Source organism: Leifsonia sp. Root227 (genome assembly GCF_001428745.1).
Lineage (GTDB): Bacteria > Actinomycetota > Actinomycetes > Actinomycetales > Microbacteriaceae > Leifsonia.
In genome coordinates this window covers 38,615-59,523 of record NZ_LMIO01000005.1, presented here as the reverse complement: position 1 = coordinate 59,523, position 20,909 = coordinate 38,615, and the positions used below count along the sequence as shown (strand labels likewise).

The following is a 20,909-nucleotide window of genomic DNA, read 5'->3' as shown; positions in this document are numbered from 1 at the left end:
GACCCGCGCTGGCGCGCTGCATACCTCGACCGCATCCAGCGCACCGTCGAGCGGGACAAGAACCACCCCAGCATCGTGATCTGGTCGCTCGGCAACGAAGCGGGCACCGGCAGCAACCTCGCCGCGATGGCGGCCTGGGTGCACGACCGCGACCCAGGCCGCCCCGTGCACTACGAGGGCGATTACATGGGCGAGTACACCGACGTGTACTCCCGGATGTACTCGTCGATCGCCGAGACCACCGCGATCGGCACCGACGGATCGCAGGCGCCGCTCCTGAACTGCACGCCGGGCGAGGGTGCGCGCCAGCGGACGAAGCCGTTCCTGCTCTGCGAGTACGCGCACGCGATGGGCAACGGCCCAGGCGCCCTCGACCAGTACGAAGCGCTCACCCGTGACTTCCCTCGCTTGCACGGCGGGTTCGTCTGGGAACCCCCTTCTACGCCTACGGCGGCGACTTCGGCGAGGTCATCCACGACGGCAACTTCGTCATGGACGGCATGATCCTCAGCGACGACACCCCCACCCCAGGGCTCAGCGAGTACAAGGCCGTCGTACAGCCGATCCGCTTCACTGTCGACGGCGACGCCCTCGCCATCGAGAACGCACGGCACTCGGCCGACACGTCCGACCTGCGCTTCCTCTGGCGGGCGGAGCAGGACGGCCAGGTCGTCGCATCCGGTGTCCTCTCCGTGGATCCGCTCGCCGCGGGCGACAGGGCCGTGCTGCCGCTGCCCGCCGTGCAGGTGGCCAGGAACGCGGAGACCTGGCTGACGGTGGAGGCGGTGCTCTCCTCCCCGACGAGTTGGGCGAAGGAGGGACACGTCGTCGCTTCGGTGCAGGTGGACAGGTCGCGCCCGCATCCACCCGTGGAGCCGATGCGCCGGGTGTCGGAGTGGCGGCCGAGCACGGGGACGCTGAGCCTCGGCCCAGCGGACTTCGAGCGCGGCGCCCTGGTGCGCCTGGCTGGACGCGACCTGTCCGGGCCGGCACTCGAACTGTTCCGTGCTCCGACCGACAACGACGAGGGCGGTTCCGACGACGTCGACGGCAGCGACGCGAGCATCCCCGGCGTCTCGAACGCCGAGCTGTGGCGCCGCCAGGGGCTCGACCGCCTGACCACGCGCATCCAGTCGGTGGAGGCGGCGGACGGTGCGCTTCGCACCATCGCACGCGTCGCGCCAGCGGACTCCGCGCGCTGGGTGACGCTGGAAACGGTCTGGACGCTCACCGACGACGGCCTCGACCTTCGCATCGAGATCGAGCCGTCCCGGGGGTGGGACACGGTGTGGCCGCGAATCGGCGTGTCCTTCGAGCTGCCGGATGCGGCGACCCCCGTCGACGGCGCCGACTGGTTCGGCTTCGGCCCGCTGGAGTCGTACCCGGACAGCATGGCCGCCGCCCGCGTCGGCCGCTTCTCCGCGACGGTGGACGAGCTGAACGTCCCATACGCCCGCCCGCAGGAGACCGGGCACCGCTCCGCGTTCCGGCAGCTGACCCTGACAGGAGCGGGAGACCCGATCCTGAACCTGACGGCGATCCCGGATGCGGCAGGGCGCCTCCCCGGCTTCACCCTGGGCAGGCACACGCCCCAGCAGCTCGCCGCTGCGCGCCACCCGCACGAGCTGCCGGCGACGACGAGCGTGCGGCTGATCGTGGACGCTGCGCAGCACGGTCTGGGCTCGCGTGCGTGCGGGCCGGATGTGTGGCCTGCGTACTCGCTGCGTCCGGAGGCGCGCACGATCAGGCTGCGGCTGCGGGATGCGCGCGGGCTCGGAGCATCCGCCTAGGCTGATCCCCATGCCGCACCGCGAATCCGGACGCCTCAGCCTCCTCGGGTCCGATCTGTACTACGAGATCGACGGCGACGCCGACGGGGCCCCCGTGCTCTTCCTGCACGGCGGCTTCTGCTCGCTCGAGTCGTTGCGCGCCCCGTCGGACGCGCTGATCCCCGACCATCGGGTGCACGCGTTCGAGCGCCCAGGCCACGGTCGCTCCGCCGACATCGACGAGGAGTACAGCTACGAGCGCGGCGTCGAAGAGGCGGTCGCCTACCTCGACGCGCATGGCCTTCCGGCGGTGGAGGTGGTCGGCTACAGCGACGGAGCGATCATCGGGCTCATGCTCGCCATCGCGCATCCGGAGCGCGTGCGCTCGCTCGTGGCCATCAGCGCCAACCTGGATCCGTCCGGCTTCGCCACCGCGCCAGAGAGCGATGGCATCCCCGTGCTGTCGGCGCTCGCCCCCGCTGCCACGCCCGACGGGGAGTCCGCCACCGAGCCGGACGCCGAACGCGAGCACTACGAGCGCCTGTCGCCGGACGGCCCAGAGCACGCGGATGCGGTGCTGGCCAAGCTCTTCCGGCTCTGGACCAGCGAGCCGCACCTGCGCCCGGCCGACCTGGCGGGCATCACTGCCCGCGTGCTCGTCATGGCGGGCGACCGCGACTCCATCCGGCCCGACCACAGCGTGCTGATCGCGTCGTCGATCCCCGGCGCACAGCTCTGCATCGTGCCAGGCGCGAGCCACGGCCTGATCGCCGAGAAGCCCGCGTTCGTCAGCTCGGTCGTCCGCGACTTCCTCGGCTGAAGCAACCGGACCTGAGGCGGCACGAACCGAGGCGCGCTCAGACCCGGGATCGCCGCAGCAGCCAGACGAAGTACGGCGCACCGACCAGCGCGATCATGAGCCCGGCGGGAAGCTGCGATGGCGCGATCAGCGTGCGCCCCAGCGTGTCAGCGACGCACACCAGCAGCCCGCCGATCACCATCGAGACCGGGATGCTCCTTCCGTGCCTCGCCCCGACCAGCGAGCGCGCGAGGTGCGGCGCGATCAGGCCGACGAAGCCGACGACGCCGACCGCGACGACGCTGACGGCGGCGAGCACGGCGGCGATCGCGAGCACGAAGAGCCGGGTGCGTTCCAGCCTCACCCCCAGGATGCGCGGGGTGTCGTCGTCCACGGCCAGCAGGTCGAGCCTGTGCCGGAACGCGAAGAGCACGGGGACCGCCAGCACGAGCACGATGGCGACGGGCAGAACGTCGGGTAGCGTGCGGCCGTACGTCGTCCCGGAGAGCCAGGTGAGGATGCGCGGCGTCTCCCAGGGGTCGGAGCGCAGCAGCAGGAAGGTGGTGATCGCGCTCAGCCCGTAACCGCAGCCGATGCCGACCAGCACGAACCGGTCGGGCAGGAGCCCGCCGCGCCAGGCCAGGCCGGCGACCAGCGCGAACGTACCGAGCCCCAGCGCGACGGCCAGCGCGATCAGCAGCGGGCGCCCGCCGGAGATGCCGGACGTCACCACGATGACCGCGCCCAGCCCCGCGCCAGCTGTGATGCCCAGGATGCCCGGTTCGGCCAGCGGGTTGCGGACGGTTCCCTGCACCACGCATCCGGCAAGCGCCAGCGCCGCTCCCGCGAGCACGGCGGAGAGCACCCGCGGCAGGCGCTCGTCGAACGCCCGGCCGATGAGGTCGGGCGCGACCCCCTGCATCCACTGGACAACGTCACCGGTGCGCAGCCACAGGCTCCCGGCGAGCAGGCCGACGACGGCCGCCACGACAACCAGCACAGCGCCGATGGTCAGCACGAGAACGAACCGGCGGCGGGTGCGCAGCGCGACGTGAGCGTGCTGCGGCTGGCGCACCGAGCCGGAGTCGCGGAGCCGCAGCGCGAGCACGACGATCAGCACGGCGCCCAGCACCGCGGTCGGCACACCGGTGGGGATGGCCGCGGCGCCCTCCGCGCCCAGCAGCGCGCGCAGCCCGGCGTCGGCGAGGAGGATGAGCAGCGCGCCGACCAGCCCGGAGACCGGCAGCAGGATGGCGTGACGGTTCACGGCGTGCACGCGACCGGCGATCAGTCGAGCGAGCACCGGCGCCCCGAGACCGACGAACGCGATGGGACCGGCGAGGGTCACGGACACGCTCGTCAGCAGGACGGCGAACAGGACGGCGCCGATCCTCGTCGAGCGGACAGGGACGCCGAGGGAGGCGGCGGTGTCGTCTCCGAGCCGGAGCGCATCCAGCCTGCGGGAGAGCAGCAGCGCGGCGGCCAGCACCACCACGATCAGCGGCGCAGCGCGCACCGAGGCGTCCAGGTTCAGCTGGGCGAGCGAGCCGCTGCCCCAGGCGAACAGGCCGGTGGTGTTCTCCTTGAAGAGGATGAGCAGCATGGCGGTCGCCGCATCCAGAGCCATCGCGATCGCGGAACCGGCCAGGATGAGCCGCGTGGTCGACGTTCCGGATGCGCGCCCGGCGAGCCCGAGGACCACCGCGGCGGCGACCAGCCCTCCGACGAACGCGACCCCGCCGGACGCCCACAGCGGAACCGCGAGCCCGAACGCCGCCACGAGCGACAGCGCGAAGTACGAACCGGCCGTGACGGCGAGTGTGTCCGGCGAGGCGAGCACGTTGCGGGTGACGGACTGCAGCAGCGCACCGGCCACGCCGAGCGCGAAGCCGACGGCCACCCCGGCGAACAGCCTGGGCAGCCGCGATCCGGTCAGCACGTCGCCGACCGCGACGCCGCCGACCGTCTCGCGGGCGCCGGTGGCGTAGCGGAGCAGATCCCAGACGCCGATGCCGGACGTCCCCTGCGTCAGGTGCCACATCCCCACGAGCACGACGACGAGCAGCAGGACGACGAGCACGACCGCTCCGGATGCGCCGCGGAGGCCGCGGCCGGGGAGGGGTCGCTCCCCGGCCGCATCCGGTGCGGCCTCGCGCCGGGGCGCCTCGGCCTGTGCCGCCTCGCTCACCCCGCGATGGCGTCGACGTACGCGTCGATGGCCTGCTCGTTCGAGAGCGGTCCGCCAGCGCCCCAGACGCCGGACGGGAACGCGTGCGCCCTGCCCTCCTTCACGGCGGGGAGCGAGGTCCAGATCGCGCTCTTGTCGAGCTCCTTCACGTAGCTGTCCGCCGTGTCGTCGTTCGAGTAGAACAGGTTGGCGTCGCCGACGGCGGTCAGCCCCTCGATGTCGGTCTGGGCCAGTCCGTACGCCGGGTCGACACCGCCGTTGCCGTACGTCTTGTCGATCTCGTCCGTCCAGGCGGCGGTCATCCCCAGCTGCTCGCCGAGGGCCGTGAAGAGCGCGCCCTTCCCGTACGGCCGGATGGCGACGTTCCCTCCCTCGATCCACCCGTCGAAGAACAGGAACTTCTTGGTCGCCAGGTCGGCGCCGGCGACCTTCTTCTTGGCATCGGCCAGGTGCTCGTCGAACTGCGTCAGCACCGCGTCCGCGCGCTCGGTGCGGCCGGTCGCCTCCGCGATCATCGAGAACACGCTCTTCATGTTCCCGATCGGGTCGGCCGCGTTCGCGCCGAGCGTGGCGAGCACGGGCACGTCGCGCTTCTCCAGCTGCGCGATCAGGTCGTCGTCCGCGCTGAACGCCTCCACGATGATGAGGTCCGGCTTCGCCGCGTACAGCGTGTCGAGGTCCGGCTCTCCCCGCTCGCCGATGTCGGTCACGCCCTTCGGCAGCTTCTCGGCGCTGACGTACGTGCTGTATCCCGCGCTGTCCGAGACGGCGACGGGAGCAACGCACAGCGTGAGCGCATCCTCGATCTGCTGCCATTCGAGCACGGCGACGCGGGACGCCGGCTTGGCGAGGGTGACCTTCCTGCCCACGCCGTCGGTCAGCGAGACCGGCCCGGTCGCCGTCTTCGTCGTATCGGCGGCGCAGCTCTCCGAGCTCGCAGCGGGCGCCGTGCCCTCCGCCTCCTGGATGCTCGTGGTGCCGCAGGCGGTGAGCGTGAGCGCTGCGACGGCGAGCGTCGCGGTGACGGTCGCGATGCGATGGGCGCGGATCATAGGTGGTCCTCTCTGGTGGTGGATGCGGGGGCTGTCGTGGACACGGCGCCGCCCATGAGTGCGGCGCCGACGGTGGACGCGGTCAGCCGCCGCCCCGAGTGCCGCCCGAGCGGGTCGATCCGGAGGCGACCGGTGCGCTCGTCGACGTGCACGTCCACCGGCAGGTCGTACACCTCGCCGATGTTCTCCGCGGTCAGCACCGAGACGGGGTCGCCCGCCGAGTGGATGCGGCCGGCGGCCAGGAGCAGCACGGTGTCGGCGATACGGGCGGCGTGATCGAGGTCGTGCAGCACGATGCCGACGGTGACGCCGTGGTCGTCTGCGAGGTCGCGCACCAGGTCGAGGATCTCGGTCTGGTAGCGCAGGTCGAGGTGGTTCGTCGGTTCGTCCAGGAGCACGACTCCGGTGTCCTGGGCGAGGCAGGCGGCGAGCCAGACGCGCTGCATCTCGCCGCCGGAGAGCTCCCCCGCCGCCCTGGTGGACATCGCCTGCACGCCCGTGAGCTCCATCGCGTGCGCGATCGCGCGGCGGTCTTCATCCGAGTGACCGGAGAAGCGGCGACGGTACGGGTGCCGCCCGAAGGCGACGACCTCGCGCACGGACATCCCCTGCGGCGCCGGCCTGGACTGGCTGAACAGCGTGACCTCCTGCGCGAACTCGCGCGAGCTGAGCAGGGAGACGGCGCGCTGACGCTCCGGTTCGCCCAGGGTCACGCGCCCATCGCCGATCGGGTGCAGCCTGGCCAGGGAGCGCAGCAGGGTCGACTTCCCGCTGCCGTTCGGACCCACCAGCCCGGTGACGCGGCCCGGCTCGAGCGACAGCGTCACGCCGTGGACGACGGTCGTCGCACCGAACCGCAGGGTGAGGTCCTCCCCGCGAAGGGCGGTCGCGGCGCGGGGGAAGAAGGGCGTGGGCATAGAGGGGGTTTCGAGTTAGGTAAGGGTTACCTAACTCACAATAGGTCCGGCGTCGCCTGTCTGCAATCCGGCGCGAACGACACCGGATACGGCTTTTCGGACAGCAGGCATCAGGATGCGGCGTGCGGGTACGCACCGGGCGTCGTGCCCATCACCCGCCGGAACGCCTCGATGAAGGTGCTCGACTGCGCATAACCGAGCAGCTCCGACGTTGTCTGCACGTCGTGTCCCTCGGCCAGCAGCGAGAGCGCCAGGTGCACCCGGAGCGACTGCTTCCACTGCACGAACGACAGCCCGGTAGTACTCCGGAAGGCACGGGTGATGGTGCGCTCGCTCACCCCGAGCGCGCGCGACCACTCCTCCAGTCCGCGCCCGTCCGCCGGGTCGGCGAGCAGCGCCTCGGCGATCGGGTCGATCCGGGGATCACCGGGAACCCGCAGCACCAGCGGGCGCTCCGACGTCTCCAGCACGTCGAAGACGACGGCTTCGGCGCGAGCGCGAGCACCCGCATCCAGGTCGGTGCGCTGCAGGTACTCCAGCAGGGATGCGAGCACAGGGCTCAGGACGATCGCGGTCGGCTCGTCGAACCGGACAGGCGTGCGCTCCGGCTCGAAGAACGCGTCGAAGAACTCGGAGCCGGCCGTGAGCCTGCCCGAGTGCACCTGCCCGGCCGGAAGCCACAGCGCGGCCCCCTCGGAGACCGTGAAGACGCGGTCGCCGACGCGCGTGGTCAGTGTCCCGCCCGTGATCCAGACCAGCTCGTGATACTCGTGCGCGTGCGGCTCCCACTCGAGCGGGGCCGTCACCCCCTCCGACTCGGCAAGGACCACCGGGGACCCGTCCCCGACCACCGGCATCCTCCCCGTCCTGCGCACCTCGGTGCTCGGCTCGCGCCTCCACGAGCCGGAGCCGCCAGGGGCGGGCGACGGAGACGGTCGGCGGGCCATGAGAGGAGCATACGGGCTACGAATCGACGCGGGACCGTCTGCGCAGCGCGACAGCGCGGACCAGGATCGGCACCACAGAGACCACGACGATGCCGATCAGGATCACGTCCAGGTAGGTCGACACGAAGTCGGCGACGCCGGGGATGTGCCCGAGCCCGTAGCCGAGCAGGATGACCGCCGTCGCCCAGACGGCGGCGCCGACGATGTTGAACACGGTGAACAGTCCCCAGCGCATCCGGCCGACACCGGCCGCGACAGGGGCGAACGTGCGGACGACGGGCACGAAGCGGGCGATGGTGACCGCCGCGCCGCCGAAACGGTCGAAGAAGCGCTGCGTCCTCTCCACGCTCGCCCGGCTGAAGAAGCCGGACTCCTTGCGCTCGAACACGCGCGGGCCGCCCCTGCGACCGATCGCGTAGCCGAGCTGGTCACCGAGGAACGCGGCGACGATCACGGCGACCACGACCAGCCAGAGCGGTTCGCCGATGTGGCCGGTGAGGGTCAGGACGCCGGTGAAGAACAACAGGGTGTCCCCCGGCAGGAAGAAGCCGACCAGCAGCCCCGTCTCCGCGAACACGATCGCGCAGACCCCGAGCAGCGCCCACGGTCCTGCTGCGTCGATGATCCCCTGCGGGTCGAGGAGACCGGAATGCACGATCATGGAGTCCTTTCTGGTGCGCCGCCGTCCCTGCCGGACAGCGGTCCCGTCCAGTCAAAACGGCGGCTCCCCAGAAAGGTCCAAGAGTGGCAGGCGCGCAAGCGCCGGTCAGGCGCCGGCCGCGAGCAGCCCCAGGTCTCGCAGGCTCTCCGCGGTCTGCACGATCGTCTCCACGGCGGGACGCGGCCGCCAGCCGAGCTCGCGCTTCGCGCGCTCGTTGTGGATGGTGAGCGGTGTCGGCTCGTCGCCGGGAAGCTCCTCGGCCGGCACCCGGGAGGCGAGTGCGCCGAGTTCGGCGCGCAGCGTGTTCGCCACGTCGAGGAACGTCATGGTGGGGCCGTCCGCGAGCACCAGGTAGCGCTTCCCAGCGGCGTCCCGAGTCGTCATCGCGGCGATGTGGGCCGCAGCGACATCGCGAACGTCCGCGATCCCGAAGCGCTGCCGCGGCACTGCCGGAATGGTGCCGTCGAGCATTCCGGTGAAGAACTGCAGCGACGACCGGGCGGATGCGGTCAGAGTGGGACCGGCGATCCAGGTCGGGTTGATCACGACGAGCTCCAAGCCGCCGCCCTCCTGCTCGACGAAGTCCCACGCCGCGCGCTCGGCGACCGCCTTGGACAGCGGGTATGCGGGGAGCCCGGGAGTCGCAGGGTCTGTCCAGTCTGTCTCGTCGTACTCGCGCACCGGCTTCGGCGTGTACCCGACCGCCGCGAACGACGACGTGAGCACGACGCGGCGAGCGCCGGCGTCCCTGGCCGCCCTGAGCACGCGCAGCGATCCGTCGCGGGCGGGAACGACGACCTCATCCTGGTCGGTCGACTGGATCATCGGCGACGCGACATGGTAGACGTCCGCGATCCCGGCCAGCGCCTCCGGCCAGCCCTCGTCGGCGGTGAGGGTGGCGACGGCGAACGACAGTCCGGCGTCGTCCACTCCCGCCCGGCGGACGGCCTCGCGCACCTCGTCGGCTCGATCGAGCGCGCGGACCGTGGTGCGGACAGCGACACCGGATGCGAGGAGGTCGGCGATGAGGCGGGTCGCGAGGTAGCCGGTGCCTCCGGTGACCAGTGTGGAGGGCGTGGACGGGATGGATTCGGTGGTCATCGGAAGGTCTCCTCAAGTCGGGGAAGGATGGATTCGAGCTCGGCACGCGCGTCCGCCTCTGCGAGGGCGTCGCCGCGATCGCGGGCGTCCCAGAGCGCGGCTTTCACCCGCAGGTAGTCGAGGTGCACGCGCAGCGTCGCGATCTGCCCGTCGACGCGCGCGGCGTGCCTGAGCAGGATGTCGCGCTGCTCGCCGGCCGCGGCGCGACCGATCAGCCTGTTCGCCTGGTACGTGCGCATGTCTTCGATGCCGACGCCCATCGCGCGCAGGCAGGCGAGCACCTGGGCGGCGTCGAGGTCGCCGTCGCCGTAGCGCCGGTGGCCACTGCGGCCGTCCCTGGCGATCGGGCCGAGGAGGCCGACGTCCTCGTAGTAGCGCAGAGTCGGCTCGCTGAGCCCGCTCTGCCTCGACACCTCCTGGATGGTCATCGTGGTCATGAAGACCATCAGAACAGACCTCAAGCGCTTGAAGTCAAGAACGGGAAAACTTTCGTCATTGATTAATAACTCTCTGAGTTTTATATTTACAACACCCGCCGTTACGGCGGGATCGTGGTCGCACAGATGAGACAGCACGTGGCGGCCTGACCGAGCCGTCGACCTGGGCGGCACAGCACACGACAAGGGGTTTCAATGAAGAAACATGTACTGAGGGCCGGGCTCGCCGTGACGGCGGCCGCCGCTCTGATCGCACTCGCAGGCTGCTCCGGCGGCGGCACGGAAGGGGCGTCCGCCACCGCGGACCCGAAGGCCAAAGTCACCATCACGGTCGGCGACGAGCCGACGGCGGACAAGAAGGCCGACAGGGAGAACTTCCTCAAGAAGGTCGACGACTTCCAGAAGCTCTACCCCAACATCACCGTCAAGCCGTCCACCGAGTACTGGCAGGCGCAGACCTTCCAGGCCAAGCTCGCCGGAGGCACCCTCCCCACCACGATGAACGTCTCGCTGACGTACAGCAAGCAGCTCATCGCCAACAAGCAGCTCCCGAACATGACGCCGTACCTCAAGCAGATCGGCCTGCTCGACAAGCTCAACCCGCTCGCCCTCGACAACGTGAAGGACGACAAGGGCGACGTGTACACCGTTCCGTACGGCCTGTTCTCCGTCGGCATCGCATACAACAGGGCGATCTTCCAGCAGGCCGGCCTCGACCCCGACAAGCCGCCGACCACCTGGGACGAGGTGCAGCAGTACGCCAAGACCATCGCCCAGAAGGTGCCGAACGTCGCTGGGTACGCGCAGCTCACCACCAACAACACCGGCGGCTGGATGCTCACCACCATGACGTACAGCATGGGCGGCACCGTCACGGACAGCTCTGGCAAGAAGACCACGATGGGCGCTCCCACCGAGAAGGCGCTGCAGCTTCTGCAGGACATGCGCTGGAAGGACAACTCGATGGGCAGCCAGTTCCTGTACAACCAGGACGACATCCGCAAGGCGTTCGCCGCAGGCAAGATCGGCATGGTGCTGCAGGCCCCGGACGCGTACGACCAGGCCGTCCACAACTACGGGATGAAGCCGGCCGACTACGGCCAGGGCGCACTCCCGCAGGCGGACGGCGAGCACGGCACCCTCACCGGTGGCACGATCGCCATGTTCAACGCGAAGGCGTCGCCGAACGAGCTGCTCGCCGCATCCCGCTGGGTCGAGTTCATGAACTTCCAGAAGTATTTCGACCAGGACTTCGCCGTCGCCTCCGCGAAGGCGGACGCCGCATCCAACACCGCGGTGGGCACGCCTGGGCTCCCGCCCGTCAGCCAGTCGGTCTACGACACGTACCTCGGCTGGATCAAGGACGAGATCAACGTGCCGCGCGAGCAGTTCACGGGGTACATCGACTCCAAGCTGAAGCTCATCCCGGAGCCGGCGGACGCCCAGAACACCTACGCGACGCTCGACCCGCTGGTGCAGAAGGTCCTCACCGACCAGAACGCCGACATCAAGCAGCTCGTGACCCAGGCGTCGACCGCGATCGACAGGAACCTGGCCCAGCAGCGCTGAGCCAGGCCGGCGGCGGGGCGGACGAACACTCCGCCCCGCCGCCCCAACGAAAGCGAGCGACACCATGACACAGACTCTCGAACGACCCTCGACGGGCATCTCCCGTCCAGGGCGCCCTCCTCGGCGCAAGCGCCGGCTCACCTTCACCGGCTGGTTCCGCTCCGGCGGTTTCGTGGCCGTGCTCTTCGCCGTCCCGATCGTGCTGACCTTCCTCTACTTCAGCTGGGGGCCCGTCGTCAGCGGCCTGGTGATGAGCTTCCAGCGCACGAACCTCGTGGCAGCGCCGGTCTGGGTCGGCCTGAACAACTTCGCGTTCGTGCTCACCGACCCCGAGCTCCCGCAGGCCGCGCTCAACACCGTCTACTACGCGGCGCTCGGCCTGATCCTCGGCTTCCCCGTGCCGATCATCCTTGCGGTGTTCATCAACGAGCTCCGCCGGGGAAGCTGGGCGTACAACCTGCTGGCGTACCTGCCGGCCGTCGTGCCGCCCGTCGCCGGCATCCTGCTCTGGAAGTTCTTCTACGATCCATCCTCCGACGGCATCTTCAACTCCATCCTGAGCTGGGTCGGACTCGGGCCCTTCCCGTGGCTCAACTCGGAGGCGATGGCGATGCCGTCGCTCGTGCTCTACACGACCTGGGCGGGTGCCGGGGCGACGGCCATCATCTACCTGGCGGCCATCGGCGGGATCAACACCGAGCTGTACGAGGCAGCGGAGATCGACGGCTCAGGCATCTGGTCGCGGCTCTGGCACGTCACGCTCCCGCAGCTGCGCAACATCATCTTCATCATGATGCTGCTCCAGCTGATCGGCACGTTCCAGCTCTTCACGGAACCGTTCCTGTTCACGGGAGGCGGCCCGAACAACGCGACGCAGACCGTGATGCTGAAGATCTACAAGTACGCCTTCGTGAACGGCGACTACGGATCGGCGACCGCGTTGAGCGTGATCCTCGCGCTCTTCCTCTGCCTGCTCTCCGTCGTCTACTACTACGTCACCAGGAGGTGGAGCCCATCATGAGCGTCATCGGAACAGGGGTCATCGTCGACCCCATTGACGATCAGCAGCCGGCAGCCCGGCAACGGCGCCGCGGCCGCACCAAGGTGCGAGAGGAACGGGAGCGCGGCGCGATCTCGGCGACCGACCGCAAACGCCCTGTCGTCAAGGCCTGGATGTGGGTGCTCCAGATCGTCATGCTGGTCGGCCTGCTCTTCGCGGGGCTCGGGCCGCTCGCCTGGTCGGCGCGCGCGTCCGTCTCCACCAGTCAGGACATCCTGCGCGACCCGATGAGCATCTGGCTGAAGCCCTTCCAGTGGGGCAACATCGGCCAGGCGTGGGACGGCGCGCAGATCGGCTCGTCGCTCGGCAACACGGTCATCGTCGCGCTGGGCAGCACGGTGGCGACGCTGTTCGTCAGCACGACGGGCGCGTACCTGCTGAGCGCACTTCGGCCGAAATGGGGACCGATCCTCTCCGGGGCCGTGCTCGCCACGCTGTTCCTCCCCGGCGTGATCTCGCTCGTCCCGCTGTATCTGACCATCCTCAAGATGCCGGTCATCGGGGTGAACCTGCAGAACACGTTCTGGGGCGTCTGGCTCCCCGCCGGTGCGAGCGCCTTCAACGTGATCGTGCTCAAACGGTTCTTCGACTCCATCCCGCGCGAGCTGATCGAGGCTGCACGGATCGACGGGGCAGGCGCAGTCCGCGTGTTCACGACCCTGATCCTTCCGCTCTCCCGCCCGATCATCGGCGTCGTCGCACTGCTGACGATCGTGGCGTCGTGGAAGGACTACCTGTGGCCGATGCTCGTGCTGTCGTCCCCCAACCTGCAACCGGTGTCGGTGACGCTCGCGAACATGCCGAACGGCGCCATGCCGTTCTCGGTGCAGATGGCGGCCGTGTTCCTGACCATCATCATCCCCGTCATCCTGTTCGTGATCTTCCAGAAGCAGTTCCTGCGCGGGGTCAGCTCCGCCTCCGGGCTCAAGGGATGAGCGCGCTGGACGGGCGCCGCATCCTGATCACCGGTGCGGCGGGGAGGATCGGCCGAGTCGCCACGGCGCACCTGGCCGGCCTCGGCGCCGCGGTGACGGCGATGTCCCTCGACGGCGACGCGGTGGACGGCGCATCCCGCGTCGTCGCCGGGGACGCCCGCTCGCCGGAGGACGCCGCCGTCGCCCTCGACGGCGTGGATGCGGTGGTCCACCTGGCCGCGCTGGCGCACAGAGACATCGCCCCGGCATACGACGTGTACAGCACCAATGTCGTCTCGACCTTCGCCGTGCTCACGCAGGCGGCGGAGCGCGGCATCCGCAGGGCGGTGGTCGCCGGCAGCATCAACCGGTACGGCCTGCCGCAGGGCATCGACAGTGCTGCGCTGCCCGCCTACCTCCCGCTGGACACCGACATCCCCACCGACGTCTCCGACTGGTACTCCCTGTCGAAGCTGAACGACGAGAACACCTCCCGCATGGTGTGGCGCCGCTGGGGAATGGACGTGGTCACGCTGCGTCTCCCGCACACCAACACCGTGGACGTGCTGGAGAGGCTGTCGGCGGAGCTGACCGCAGACCCGCGGCCGAACCTCACGGAGGGCTGGTCGTATCTGGATGTGCGGGACGCGGCGGTCGCGATCGAGCGTGGACTGACCGCGAGGGTCAGCGGCGCGCACGCCTTCTACCTGGCCGCGCCGACCACGATCGTGCCGTACCGCACCGACGAGCTGCTCGACCGCTACGCCCCTGGGGTGCTGCGCACGCGGGCGTTCGCCGGGCGGGAGGTCCCGATCGACCTCACGGCGGCGGAGCGCACGATCGGCTTCCGCGCCGCCCACGAGCTCGATCTGCCCACCATCGACCTGCCCCCTCTCGCCCGTGCCTGACCACGACCCCGCCTGACCACCGATCCCCACCATCCCCTGGAGCCACTGTGACCGACACATTCGCCAACCCCTGGACACCGCGCGAGGACATCCGCATCACCTCGGTCCGCGCCATCACGACTGCCCCGGAGGGCACGGCCCTGGTCGTCGTGAAGGTGGAGACCAATGTGCCAGGGCTCTACGGCCTCGGCTGTGCGACCTTCACGCAGCGCTGGAAGGCGGTGGAGACGTTCGTCAACGAGCACGTCGCGCACCTGCTGATCGGCCGCTACCCCGGCGACATCGGCGACCTCACCCGGCTGATCGCGTTCACCGGGTACTGGCGCGGTGGGCCGGTAACCAACAACGCCATCTCCGGCATCGACCAGGCGCTCTGGGACATCGCGGGCAAGCGGGCGGGAATGCCGGTCTACGAGCTGCTCGGCGGCAAGGTGCGGGCCGCGGCGGACACCTACCTGCACGCGTCCGGCCGCACGATCGACGAGACCCTGGGCGACGCGGAGCGCCTGATCGAGGAGGGCCAGCGGTTCGTGCGGCTGCAGCAGTCGACGCCGGGCGGCGGCGGCTACGGCGCGCCCCGCGTGCCCACCGAGTACCCGGATGCGCCGTACCGCGACGGCTGGAGCGCCCGCGACTACCTGCGCCGCACCCCTGCGCTGTTCGAGGCGGCACGCGACCGGCTTCCTGCCAACATCGAGCTACTGCACGACGTGCACTCGCGGCTGACCCCGAAGGATGCGATCTGGCTGGCGCGCGCCCTCGAGCCGTACCGCCTGTTCTTCCTCGAGGACGTGCTCCCTCCCGAGCACTGGGACCGCCTGCCCGAGGTGCGCGCCGCCTCCCCGCTTCCGATCGCTGTCGGCGAGCTGACGACGTCGTTCACGGACGCTGCCCGGCTGATCAGCGGAGGAGGGGTGGACCTCATCCGGAGCCACGTCTCGGACGTCGGCGGCCTCACCCCGGCGAAGAAGCTCGCCGACCTGGCCGAGGTGTTCGGCGTGCGGACGGCCTGGCACGGCCCCGGCGACACCTCGCCGATCGGCGCTGCCGCCAACGTGACGCTCGACGTCGTCTCTCCGGCGTTCGGAATCCAGGAGGGCCACGTCTACAACGAGGCCACGCACGACGTGTTCCCCGGTACGCTTCGAATCGTGGACGGATGGCTCACTCCCAACGACGCTCCGGGATGGGGCATCGACCTCGACGAGGTCGCTGCGGCGCGCTACCCGGCCGAACTGTCCGGCCACGACGCGTGGGCAGCGGGCGTCCGCCGCCCGGACGGCGCCCTGGAGGCCCCGTGACCGACCTCCTCGACAGTCAGGCGGCGGCTGGTCGACCTCCGCAACGCACCCGCATCCAGCACGCGGGGGCCGGGCCGCGTCCCGGCGCCAACCAGTACGACCTCGGAACGTTCAACGAGGCCACGATCATCGAGACCATCCGCCAGGCCGGTTCGATCAGCCGCACGGAGATCTCCGAGCGCACCGGCCTCACACAGCAGTCGGTGTCGCGCATCCTGCGCACCCTCATCGAGCGCGGGCTGCTGGCCGAGGGCGAGCAGTTGCGCAGCGAGAAAGTGGGCAAGCCGCGCACTCCGGTGCGGCTGCGCCCGGAGGCCGCCCACGCCGCCGGCGTGCTGGTGGACCCCGAGCGGCTGACCTGCGTGCTCGCCGAGCTCGACGGCACTGTGGTCGAGCGGCGCTCGGAGGACTTCGACGGTCAGGTGGCGCCGGAGGCGCTGGTCGAGATCATCGGAGGGCACGTCGAGGACATGCTCACCGCATCCGGCATCGACAGGAGCACGTTCCTCGGTCTCGGCGTCGCTACCCCAGGCCCGATCACCAACGGAGGAGACCTCCTCGAGCTTCCGCTCTCCCGTGCCTGGCGCAACGTGCCGCTGCGCCGGATGCTGGCCGAGCGGCTGCACTGCGGCGTGATCGTCCAGAAGGACGGGGAGGCCGCGGCCATCGGCGAGCGCTGGATCGGCCAGAACAGCCGGGCAGGCGACTTCGTGTACCTCTACTTCGGCACCGGCATCGGCTCCGGCCTCGTGCTGAACGGCGACGTCTATCGCGGCACCAGTTCGAACGCTGGCGAGTTCGGCCAGCTCGCCGCCATCCAGATCGGCCAGCTCGACGACCTCGGCCGGCCGACGCTGGTGCGTGAATGCAACCCGACGACAGCGCTCCCCGAGATCGCCCTGGAGCTTGGATACTCCGGGCCTGCCAGGACATACGCGGAGATGTGCCGCGAGGTCGGCCGCGGCGTTCCGGAGGCGGTGGCCGCCGCACACAGGGTGGCGGACGTCATCGCCCGCGGCGCCGTCGGCCTGATCGACCTCCTCGACCTGCCGATGATGGTGGTCGGCGGCCCGGCGTTCGAGCCAGAGCTCCGCGAGATCGTGCTGACGACGCTGGATGCGGCGGTCAACAGCATCCCGACCGCGCGAAGCGCCCGCCACGTCGCCGTCGAGCTCTCGGTGCTCGAAGAGGTGGCGGGGGCGATCGGTGCGGCGTCGTCGATCTTCCACGGCTCGTTCGCCCCGTCCGTGCGCTCGATGACCGGGCCGCGGCCATGGTGACCGGCGAGACCTTCCGGACCCGTCAGGCCGCGCCGCGTGCGCTTCCTGTCGCGGACGGCCGCCTCACCATCCGCTCCTCCAGCACGCGCGCCGAGATCGGCGTCGCCGGCGCGGCAGTGCGCTCCCTGACGGACGCGGCGACGGAGACCGAGTATCTGCTGCGCACGCCGTGGGCGGACGAGGACTGGTCGGACGACCATCCATCGCCGTCCACGTCAGAGACCTGGCACCGGCGATACCCTGGCGGCTGGCACACGCTCCTCCCGCACGCCGGTGAGGACAGAGCGGTCGGCGGCGTCTCGCACCCGTTCCACGGCGAAGCCGCCTGGCGGCGCTGGCGCGTCGAGGCCGTCGACGAGAGCTCGTGCACGCTCGGCGTCCTGCTGCGCACTGTCCCGCTCTCCGTGACGCGCACGTTCGCGCTCGACGGCGGCACGCTGACGGTGCAGCAGACGGTGACCAACGTCTCCCGGTCGCCGGTGGGCATCACCTGGACGGAGCATCCGGTGCTCGGCGAGATCTTCGTCTCCTCAGCGACCACCGTCGATCTCGACGGCCGCCGCCTCGACCTCGTGTTCCCGGACGACGGCTCGACCGGAGCGGGCTTCCGCACGGAGCCGTCAGGCTCGACCGGCTCGGCCGTGGTCCGCAACCCGGAGACGGGCGCGTTCGCCATCCTCGACTGGGACAGCGACCTCTTCCCGTTCGCGCACATCTGGCAGGAGCACGGCACGGAGCACTACCCGTGGTGGGGCACCGTCTCCGGCTTCGCCATCGAACCGGCGACGCGCGAGTACTGGCCGGCAGGGGATGCGCTCGGCCCGCTGATCGTGGCTGCAGACGCCGAGGTGTCCACGCGGTTCACGCTGCAGGTGGGGCTGGGCGGCTAGCGCGTCCCTGGCTCCCCCGGCGCGGCACCCCGCAACGCCGTGTCGTGACCGACGGCGAGTGAACGCTAGACCGGATGTGGCACCATGAGCCCCATGACCCAGACCAGTGGCGCAACCGCGTACGACTCGATCGCCGAAGGATACGCGGAGCTCAACGAGACCAGTCTTCTGAACGAGTACTACAACCGGCCGGCCCTGATCGAGCTGGCAGGCGATGTCACGGGCAGAAGGATCCTCGACGCCGGGTGCGGCTCTGGGCCGATCCTCTCCGACCTGCGCGACAGGGGCGCCGTCGTCACAGGGTTCGACTCGAGTGCAGGGATGCTGGAGCAGGCCAGGCGACGGCTCGGCGCTGACGCCGATCTGCTGGTGGCAGACCTGGCCCATCCGCTTCCGTTCGCTGACGACGCGTTCGACGATGTCGTCGTCTCGCAGGCACTGCACTACCTCGAGGACTGGGGGCCGACGCTGGCGGAGTTCCACCGGGTGCTCAGGCCGGGCGGCCGTCTCCTGATCTCGGAGGAGCACCCGGCTGCCGTCTTCCTCAGCGACCGTCTCTCGGGCGGCGCCTCCGATTATTTCGGCACGCGGGCGCGCACGGAGGAATGGACGATGGGCGGCGGGAGCGCTCAGCTCACCTTCTGGGATCGGCCGCTGCACGCGATGGTCGACGCCTTCGCCTCCGCCGGTTTCCGCATCGAGACGATCAGCGAGCCTGCGCCCTCCGCTGCCGCGTACGAGCGGTTTCCCGCCGAGTTCGAGAACCGCGCGAGCGGACGGTTCCTGGCGTTCCTGTTCTTCGTCCTGATCGCGTCCTGACGGCCGGCGCCACGATGGCGCGGCCGACGCGCGATCGTGGCTCGCCGCCGACGAGACGTATGATGCTCAGGTCACCCCGGACCCCGGTGCATCACCAATCGGGGAGCCATGAAACTGATCACCACCAGGACCGGCACGTTCCTGACCGGCAGCGAGATCGCCGATGCGGTGATGCAGAACGCGCTTCTGCTGTGCAGGAACCGTCGCACGGCCGCCGTCGAGATCCCGGTCGTCACCGCCGAAGGGAACATCGAACGAGCGGCCATCCTTCTCGGTGCGACGACCGAGATATCGGCGCGCACGGTGCCGTTCGCGGCCACCGAGCTCACCGACCAGCCGACACTCGTGGAGCTCAACGCTCAGGCGGCGCTCATCGGCGTCATCCGCGCGCTGCCCTTCCGGCACGACGAGCACGGACCGCTCAGCTACCTGGACCCATGGGACGACTAGAAGCGCGCTGACGGCTCGACGGCGTCACGGACGGACGGCGCCCCTGTCGTTCACGCCCCCTTGCCGTCCGGGGAATTCCGGCGGAGACTCCGCGGCATGACAGACCACGAATTCCGCCCAAGCACCGCGATCGTCACGGGCTCCGACTCCGGCATCGGACGAGCGACGGCCGTCGCCCTCGCCGAGGCGGGCCTCGACGTCGGAATCACCTGGCACTCGGACGAGGACGGCGCGGAGGAGACCGCCAGGCTGGTCAGGCAGCGCGACCGCCGCGCGGTCGTCACCAGGCTCGACACCACGGACGCGCCGGCGTGCGGCGACGTGATCGACCGCCTGGCCGACGACCTCGGAGGCTGCGACGTCTTCGTGAACAACGCGGGCGTCAACGGGGGACCGGCCTTCTTCGACACGGACTGGGACACCTGGCGCACGACCGTGGCGGCCGACCTGGACGGCCCGTTCGTGTGCATCCAGCGGGTGGCCCGTCGCATGGTCGCTGCGGGCAGAGGCGGGCGGATCATCGCCGTCACGAGCGTGCACGAGCACCAGCCGCGCGTCGGCTCCGCAGCGTACGACGCGGCCAAGCACGGCCTCGGCGGTCTGATCAAGACGCTCGCCCTCGAACTCGGCGAGTACGGCATCACCTGCAATTCGGTGGCGCCCGGGGAGATCTCCACCCCGATGAACGACGCGACGGACGAGGACCCGCACGACGTGCACCGTCCCGGCATCCCGCTCGGCCGCCCAGGCGACGCGCGCGAAGTGGCCGCGGTGATCGCGTTCCTCGCCTCCGCGCACGCCTCGTACGTCACCGGCGCTTCCTGGACGGTCGACGGCGGGATGCTGCAGATGGGGCCGCAGGCAGGCTCGCACCTCACCAGCGACGACTGGCGGAGGGCCTGAGGGAGCGACTCGCTCAGCCCGCTTGGTCGCTTGCTGCGTCCTGGATGAAGACCAGTCCGTTGCCGAACGGATCGTCGAAGAAGAACATCGGAGTGCCGCCACCCAGGGTGATCGGCGCGTCGTTGTGAAGGGTCACGCCCTCCTTCTTGACACGCTCGAACGCCGCCGCAGCGTCGGCAGTCCCGAGGCGCAGCGCGACGGGGATCTCGCTGTCGGCCGGAAGGAGCACGATGCCCACCGAGGAGCCGGGTGGCACCACCTCGATCATCCGTGCGCCAGGCCACGGCTCGCCGTCGTAGCGCACCTCGCAGCCGAGCACGTCTCGGTAGAACGCCAGAGCCTGGTCTTGGTCTGGAACCGTCACTGTCACGCTGAGCACCCGCGTCGTCGTCGCCATACGAACAGACTCCCACCAACGGCCGTCGAGCACGCCCCCTCCCCCGGGCTCCGGCCGCTCGCACGGCCGGACCGGTCAGGATGCGTCACGAGAGGTAGCGACCCAGCGCATCCAGAAGACCCCGCGTGCCGGTCTCGCGGCCCACTCCATCCGCCCAGAACTGGTCGAAGAAGACCCCGTGCTCGGCGTGGGTGAAGCGCGTGCCGTCCGTGATCGGCTCGAACTCCAGTGACGCGACGGACGTCGACATGTGGATCCCGTCGAGCCACATGTCGTATGTCGTGACGATGCGCACGTGCTCGACGATGTCGGTGTATGTCGCCTCATACCGCGACAGCGGGCCGTCGTGGAACTGGCCCTCTGCGATGTCGCGGCCGCCGACGCGGAAGTCGTATGCCCACTCGCGGGGCTCCATGCTGTCGCCTCCGCCCCACCAGCTGAGCTTCTGGGATTCGTCGGCGAAGGCGTCCCAGACCCGCTCGACGGATGCCGGGTAGTCGCGGGTCAGGGTGAATTCGGCTCTGGCTAGGCGCCGTTCGATCGTCAT

General features: G+C 70.2%; 21 protein-coding genes and 1 pseudogene. 13 read left to right on the top strand and 9 right to left on the bottom strand.

From position 1 onward, the window contains the following. Positions 1-33: 33 nt before the first annotated feature. The 3 genes and pseudogenes from ASE16_RS20210 to ASE16_RS19190 all read left to right on the top strand — a co-directional run. Positions 34-509, top strand: a pseudogene (locus ASE16_RS20210) (glycoside hydrolase family 2 TIM barrel-domain containing protein); the annotation flags it as partial. Continuing rightward, positions 492-1,790, top strand: a complete 1,299-nt coding sequence (locus ASE16_RS19195; protein ID WP_055899255.1) for a beta-galactosidase small subunit family protein — start codon at positions 492-494, stop codon at positions 1,788-1,790. The pseudogene ASE16_RS20210 and the gene ASE16_RS19195, both read left to right, overlap by 18 nt. Before the next feature lie 10 nt (positions 1,791-1,800). Further along, entirely contained in the window at positions 1,801-2,589 is a 789-nt protein-coding gene (locus tag ASE16_RS19190) for an alpha/beta fold hydrolase (protein WP_055899278.1), read from the top strand. A gap of 37 nt (positions 2,590-2,626) precedes the next feature. Here ASE16_RS19190 and ASE16_RS19185 read toward each other — a convergent pair whose 3' ends face one another. The 7 genes from ASE16_RS19185 to ASE16_RS19155 all read right to left on the bottom strand — a co-directional run bounded on the left by ASE16_RS19185 (position 2,627) and on the right by ASE16_RS19155 (position 9,871). Next, positions 2,627-4,756: an iron ABC transporter permease gene (locus ASE16_RS19185; RefSeq protein WP_055899252.1), complete on the bottom strand. Its 2,130-nt coding sequence runs from the start codon at positions 4,754-4,756 to the stop codon at positions 2,627-2,629. Beyond that, the gene (locus ASE16_RS19180) at positions 4,753-5,808 is read right to left on the bottom strand and encodes an iron-siderophore ABC transporter substrate-binding protein (RefSeq protein WP_055899250.1); all 1,056 of its coding nucleotides are present in this window, start codon (positions 5,806-5,808) and stop codon (positions 4,753-4,755) included. The genes ASE16_RS19185 and ASE16_RS19180 overlap by 4 nt, the downstream gene beginning before the upstream one ends. Further along, on the bottom strand, positions 5,805-6,725 hold the full coding sequence (locus ASE16_RS19175) for an ABC transporter ATP-binding protein (RefSeq protein WP_082581618.1): 921 nt from the start codon (positions 6,723-6,725) through the stop codon (positions 5,805-5,807). The genes ASE16_RS19180 and ASE16_RS19175 overlap by 4 nt, the downstream gene beginning before the upstream one ends. A gap of 110 nt (positions 6,726-6,835) precedes the next feature. Next, entirely contained in the window at positions 6,836-7,672 is an 837-nt protein-coding gene (locus ASE16_RS19170; protein WP_055899275.1) for a helix-turn-helix transcriptional regulator, read from the bottom strand. Between the two features lie 16 nt (positions 7,673-7,688). After that, positions 7,689-8,333, bottom strand: a complete 645-nt coding sequence (locus ASE16_RS19165) for a DedA family protein (RefSeq protein WP_082581617.1) — start codon at positions 8,331-8,333, stop codon at positions 7,689-7,691. A gap of 105 nt (positions 8,334-8,438) precedes the next feature. After that, positions 8,439-9,434 carry an NAD-dependent epimerase/dehydratase family protein gene (locus ASE16_RS19160; RefSeq protein ID WP_055899247.1) on the bottom strand — a complete coding sequence of 332 codons (996 nt, stop codon included), beginning with the start codon at positions 9,432-9,434 and terminating at the stop codon, positions 8,439-8,441. Continuing rightward, a complete protein-coding gene (locus tag ASE16_RS19155) occupies positions 9,431-9,871 on the bottom strand; it encodes a MerR family transcriptional regulator (RefSeq protein WP_055899273.1) in 441 nt (146 codons plus the stop codon). Before ASE16_RS19155 ends, ASE16_RS19160 begins: the two co-directional genes overlap by 4 nt. A 195-nt stretch (positions 9,872-10,066) precedes the next feature. Between ASE16_RS19155 and ASE16_RS19150 the strand changes: the two genes are divergently transcribed. The 10 genes from ASE16_RS19150 to ASE16_RS19105 all read left to right on the top strand — a co-directional run bounded on the left by ASE16_RS19150 (position 10,067) and on the right by ASE16_RS19105 (position 19,965). Continuing rightward, positions 10,067-11,440, top strand: coding sequence for an extracellular solute-binding protein (locus tag ASE16_RS19150; protein ID WP_055899242.1), 1,374 nt, complete (start codon positions 10,067-10,069; stop codon positions 11,438-11,440). Between the two features lie 64 nt (positions 11,441-11,504). Then, positions 11,505-12,461, top strand: a complete 957-nt coding sequence (locus ASE16_RS19145; protein ID WP_055899239.1) for a carbohydrate ABC transporter permease — start codon at positions 11,505-11,507, stop codon at positions 12,459-12,461. After that, positions 12,458-13,435, top strand: coding sequence for a carbohydrate ABC transporter permease (locus ASE16_RS19140; RefSeq protein WP_082581616.1), 978 nt, complete (start codon positions 12,458-12,460; stop codon positions 13,433-13,435). The genes ASE16_RS19145 and ASE16_RS19140 overlap by 4 nt, the downstream gene beginning before the upstream one ends. Further along, positions 13,432-14,322 carry an NAD-dependent epimerase/dehydratase family protein gene (locus ASE16_RS19135; RefSeq protein ID WP_055899236.1) on the top strand — a complete coding sequence of 297 codons (891 nt, stop codon included), beginning with the start codon at positions 13,432-13,434 and terminating at the stop codon, positions 14,320-14,322. The genes ASE16_RS19140 and ASE16_RS19135 overlap by 4 nt, the downstream gene beginning before the upstream one ends. A gap of 47 nt (positions 14,323-14,369) precedes the next feature. Further along, positions 14,370-15,623 carry an enolase C-terminal domain-like protein gene (locus ASE16_RS19130; RefSeq protein WP_055899233.1) on the top strand — a complete coding sequence of 418 codons (1,254 nt, stop codon included), beginning with the start codon at positions 14,370-14,372 and terminating at the stop codon, positions 15,621-15,623. Beyond that, on the top strand, positions 15,620-16,903 hold the full coding sequence (locus ASE16_RS19125; protein WP_235500670.1) for an ROK family transcriptional regulator: 1,284 nt from the start codon (positions 15,620-15,622) through the stop codon (positions 16,901-16,903). The genes ASE16_RS19130 and ASE16_RS19125 overlap by 4 nt, the downstream gene beginning before the upstream one ends. Continuing rightward, a complete protein-coding gene (locus tag ASE16_RS19120) occupies positions 16,897-17,793 on the top strand; it encodes a hypothetical protein (RefSeq protein WP_055899230.1) in 897 nt (298 codons plus the stop codon). The genes ASE16_RS19125 and ASE16_RS19120 overlap by 7 nt, the downstream gene beginning before the upstream one ends. A 93-nt stretch (positions 17,794-17,886) precedes the next feature. Further along, a complete protein-coding gene (locus ASE16_RS19115) occupies positions 17,887-18,612 on the top strand; it encodes a class I SAM-dependent methyltransferase (protein ID WP_200949709.1) in 726 nt (241 codons plus the stop codon). A gap of 108 nt (positions 18,613-18,720) precedes the next feature. Then, positions 18,721-19,062, top strand: coding sequence for a hypothetical protein (locus tag ASE16_RS19110; protein ID WP_055899224.1), 342 nt, complete (start codon positions 18,721-18,723; stop codon positions 19,060-19,062). Positions 19,063-19,158: 96 nt separating this feature from the next. Continuing rightward, positions 19,159-19,965, top strand: a complete 807-nt coding sequence (locus ASE16_RS19105) for an SDR family oxidoreductase (RefSeq protein WP_055899220.1) — start codon at positions 19,159-19,161, stop codon at positions 19,963-19,965. Between the two features lie 13 nt (positions 19,966-19,978). On the opposite strand, the gene ASE16_RS19100 is transcribed toward ASE16_RS19105, so the two are convergent. Then, positions 19,979-20,362, bottom strand: coding sequence for a VOC family protein (locus ASE16_RS19100; RefSeq protein WP_055899217.1), 384 nt, complete (start codon positions 20,360-20,362; stop codon positions 19,979-19,981). An 85-nt stretch (positions 20,363-20,447) separates the two neighbouring features. Next, positions 20,448-20,909 (bottom strand): SRPBCC domain-containing protein, encoded by a 462-nt coding sequence (locus tag ASE16_RS19095; protein WP_055899213.1) that lies wholly within the window; start codon positions 20,907-20,909, stop codon positions 20,448-20,450.

What these genes read in the sequence shown, in the direction of transcription:
- ASE16_RS19195 (WP_055899255.1), top strand. Translation starts at nt 492, where the DNA reads ATGGACGGCATGATCCTCAGCGACGACACCCCCACCCCAGGGCTCAGC.
- ASE16_RS19190 (WP_055899278.1), top strand. Translation starts at nt 1,801, where the DNA reads ATGCCGCACCGCGAATCCGGACGCCTCAGCCTCCTCGGGTCCGATCTG.
- ASE16_RS19180 (WP_055899250.1), bottom strand. Translation starts at nt 5,808, where the DNA reads ATGATCCGCGCCCATCGCATCGCGACCGTCACCGCGACGCTCGCCGTC.
- ASE16_RS19175 (WP_082581618.1), bottom strand. Translation starts at nt 6,725, where the DNA reads ATGCCCACGCCCTTCTTCCCCCGCGCCGCGACCGCCCTTCGCGGGGAG.
- ASE16_RS19170 (WP_055899275.1), bottom strand. Translation starts at nt 7,672, where the DNA reads ATGGCCCGCCGACCGTCTCCGTCGCCCGCCCCTGGCGGCTCCGGCTCG.
- ASE16_RS19165 (WP_082581617.1), bottom strand. Translation starts at nt 8,333, where the DNA reads ATGATCGTGCATTCCGGTCTCCTCGACCCGCAGGGGATCATCGACGCA.
- ASE16_RS19160 (WP_055899247.1), bottom strand. Translation starts at nt 9,434, where the DNA reads ATGACCACCGAATCCATCCCGTCCACGCCCTCCACACTGGTCACCGGA.
- ASE16_RS19155 (WP_055899273.1), bottom strand. Translation starts at nt 9,871, where the DNA reads ATGACCACGATGACCATCCAGGAGGTGTCGAGGCAGAGCGGGCTCAGC.
- ASE16_RS19150 (WP_055899242.1), top strand. Translation starts at nt 10,067, where the DNA reads ATGAAGAAACATGTACTGAGGGCCGGGCTCGCCGTGACGGCGGCCGCC.
- ASE16_RS19145 (WP_055899239.1), top strand. Translation starts at nt 11,505, where the DNA reads ATGACACAGACTCTCGAACGACCCTCGACGGGCATCTCCCGTCCAGGG.
- ASE16_RS19140 (WP_082581616.1), top strand. Translation starts at nt 12,458, where the DNA reads ATGAGCGTCATCGGAACAGGGGTCATCGTCGACCCCATTGACGATCAG.
- ASE16_RS19135 (WP_055899236.1), top strand. Translation starts at nt 13,432, where the DNA reads ATGAGCGCGCTGGACGGGCGCCGCATCCTGATCACCGGTGCGGCGGGG.
- ASE16_RS19120 (WP_055899230.1), top strand. Translation starts at nt 16,897, where the DNA reads ATGGTGACCGGCGAGACCTTCCGGACCCGTCAGGCCGCGCCGCGTGCG.
- ASE16_RS19115 (WP_200949709.1), top strand. Translation starts at nt 17,887, where the DNA reads ATGACCCAGACCAGTGGCGCAACCGCGTACGACTCGATCGCCGAAGGA.
- ASE16_RS19110 (WP_055899224.1), top strand. Translation starts at nt 18,721, where the DNA reads ATGAAACTGATCACCACCAGGACCGGCACGTTCCTGACCGGCAGCGAG.
- ASE16_RS19105 (WP_055899220.1), top strand. Translation starts at nt 19,159, where the DNA reads ATGACAGACCACGAATTCCGCCCAAGCACCGCGATCGTCACGGGCTCC.
- ASE16_RS19100 (WP_055899217.1), bottom strand. Translation starts at nt 20,362, where the DNA reads ATGGCGACGACGACGCGGGTGCTCAGCGTGACAGTGACGGTTCCAGAC.
- ASE16_RS19095 (WP_055899213.1), bottom strand. Translation starts at nt 20,909, where the DNA reads ATGACGATCGAACGGCGCCTAGCCAGAGCCGAATTCACCCTGACCCGC.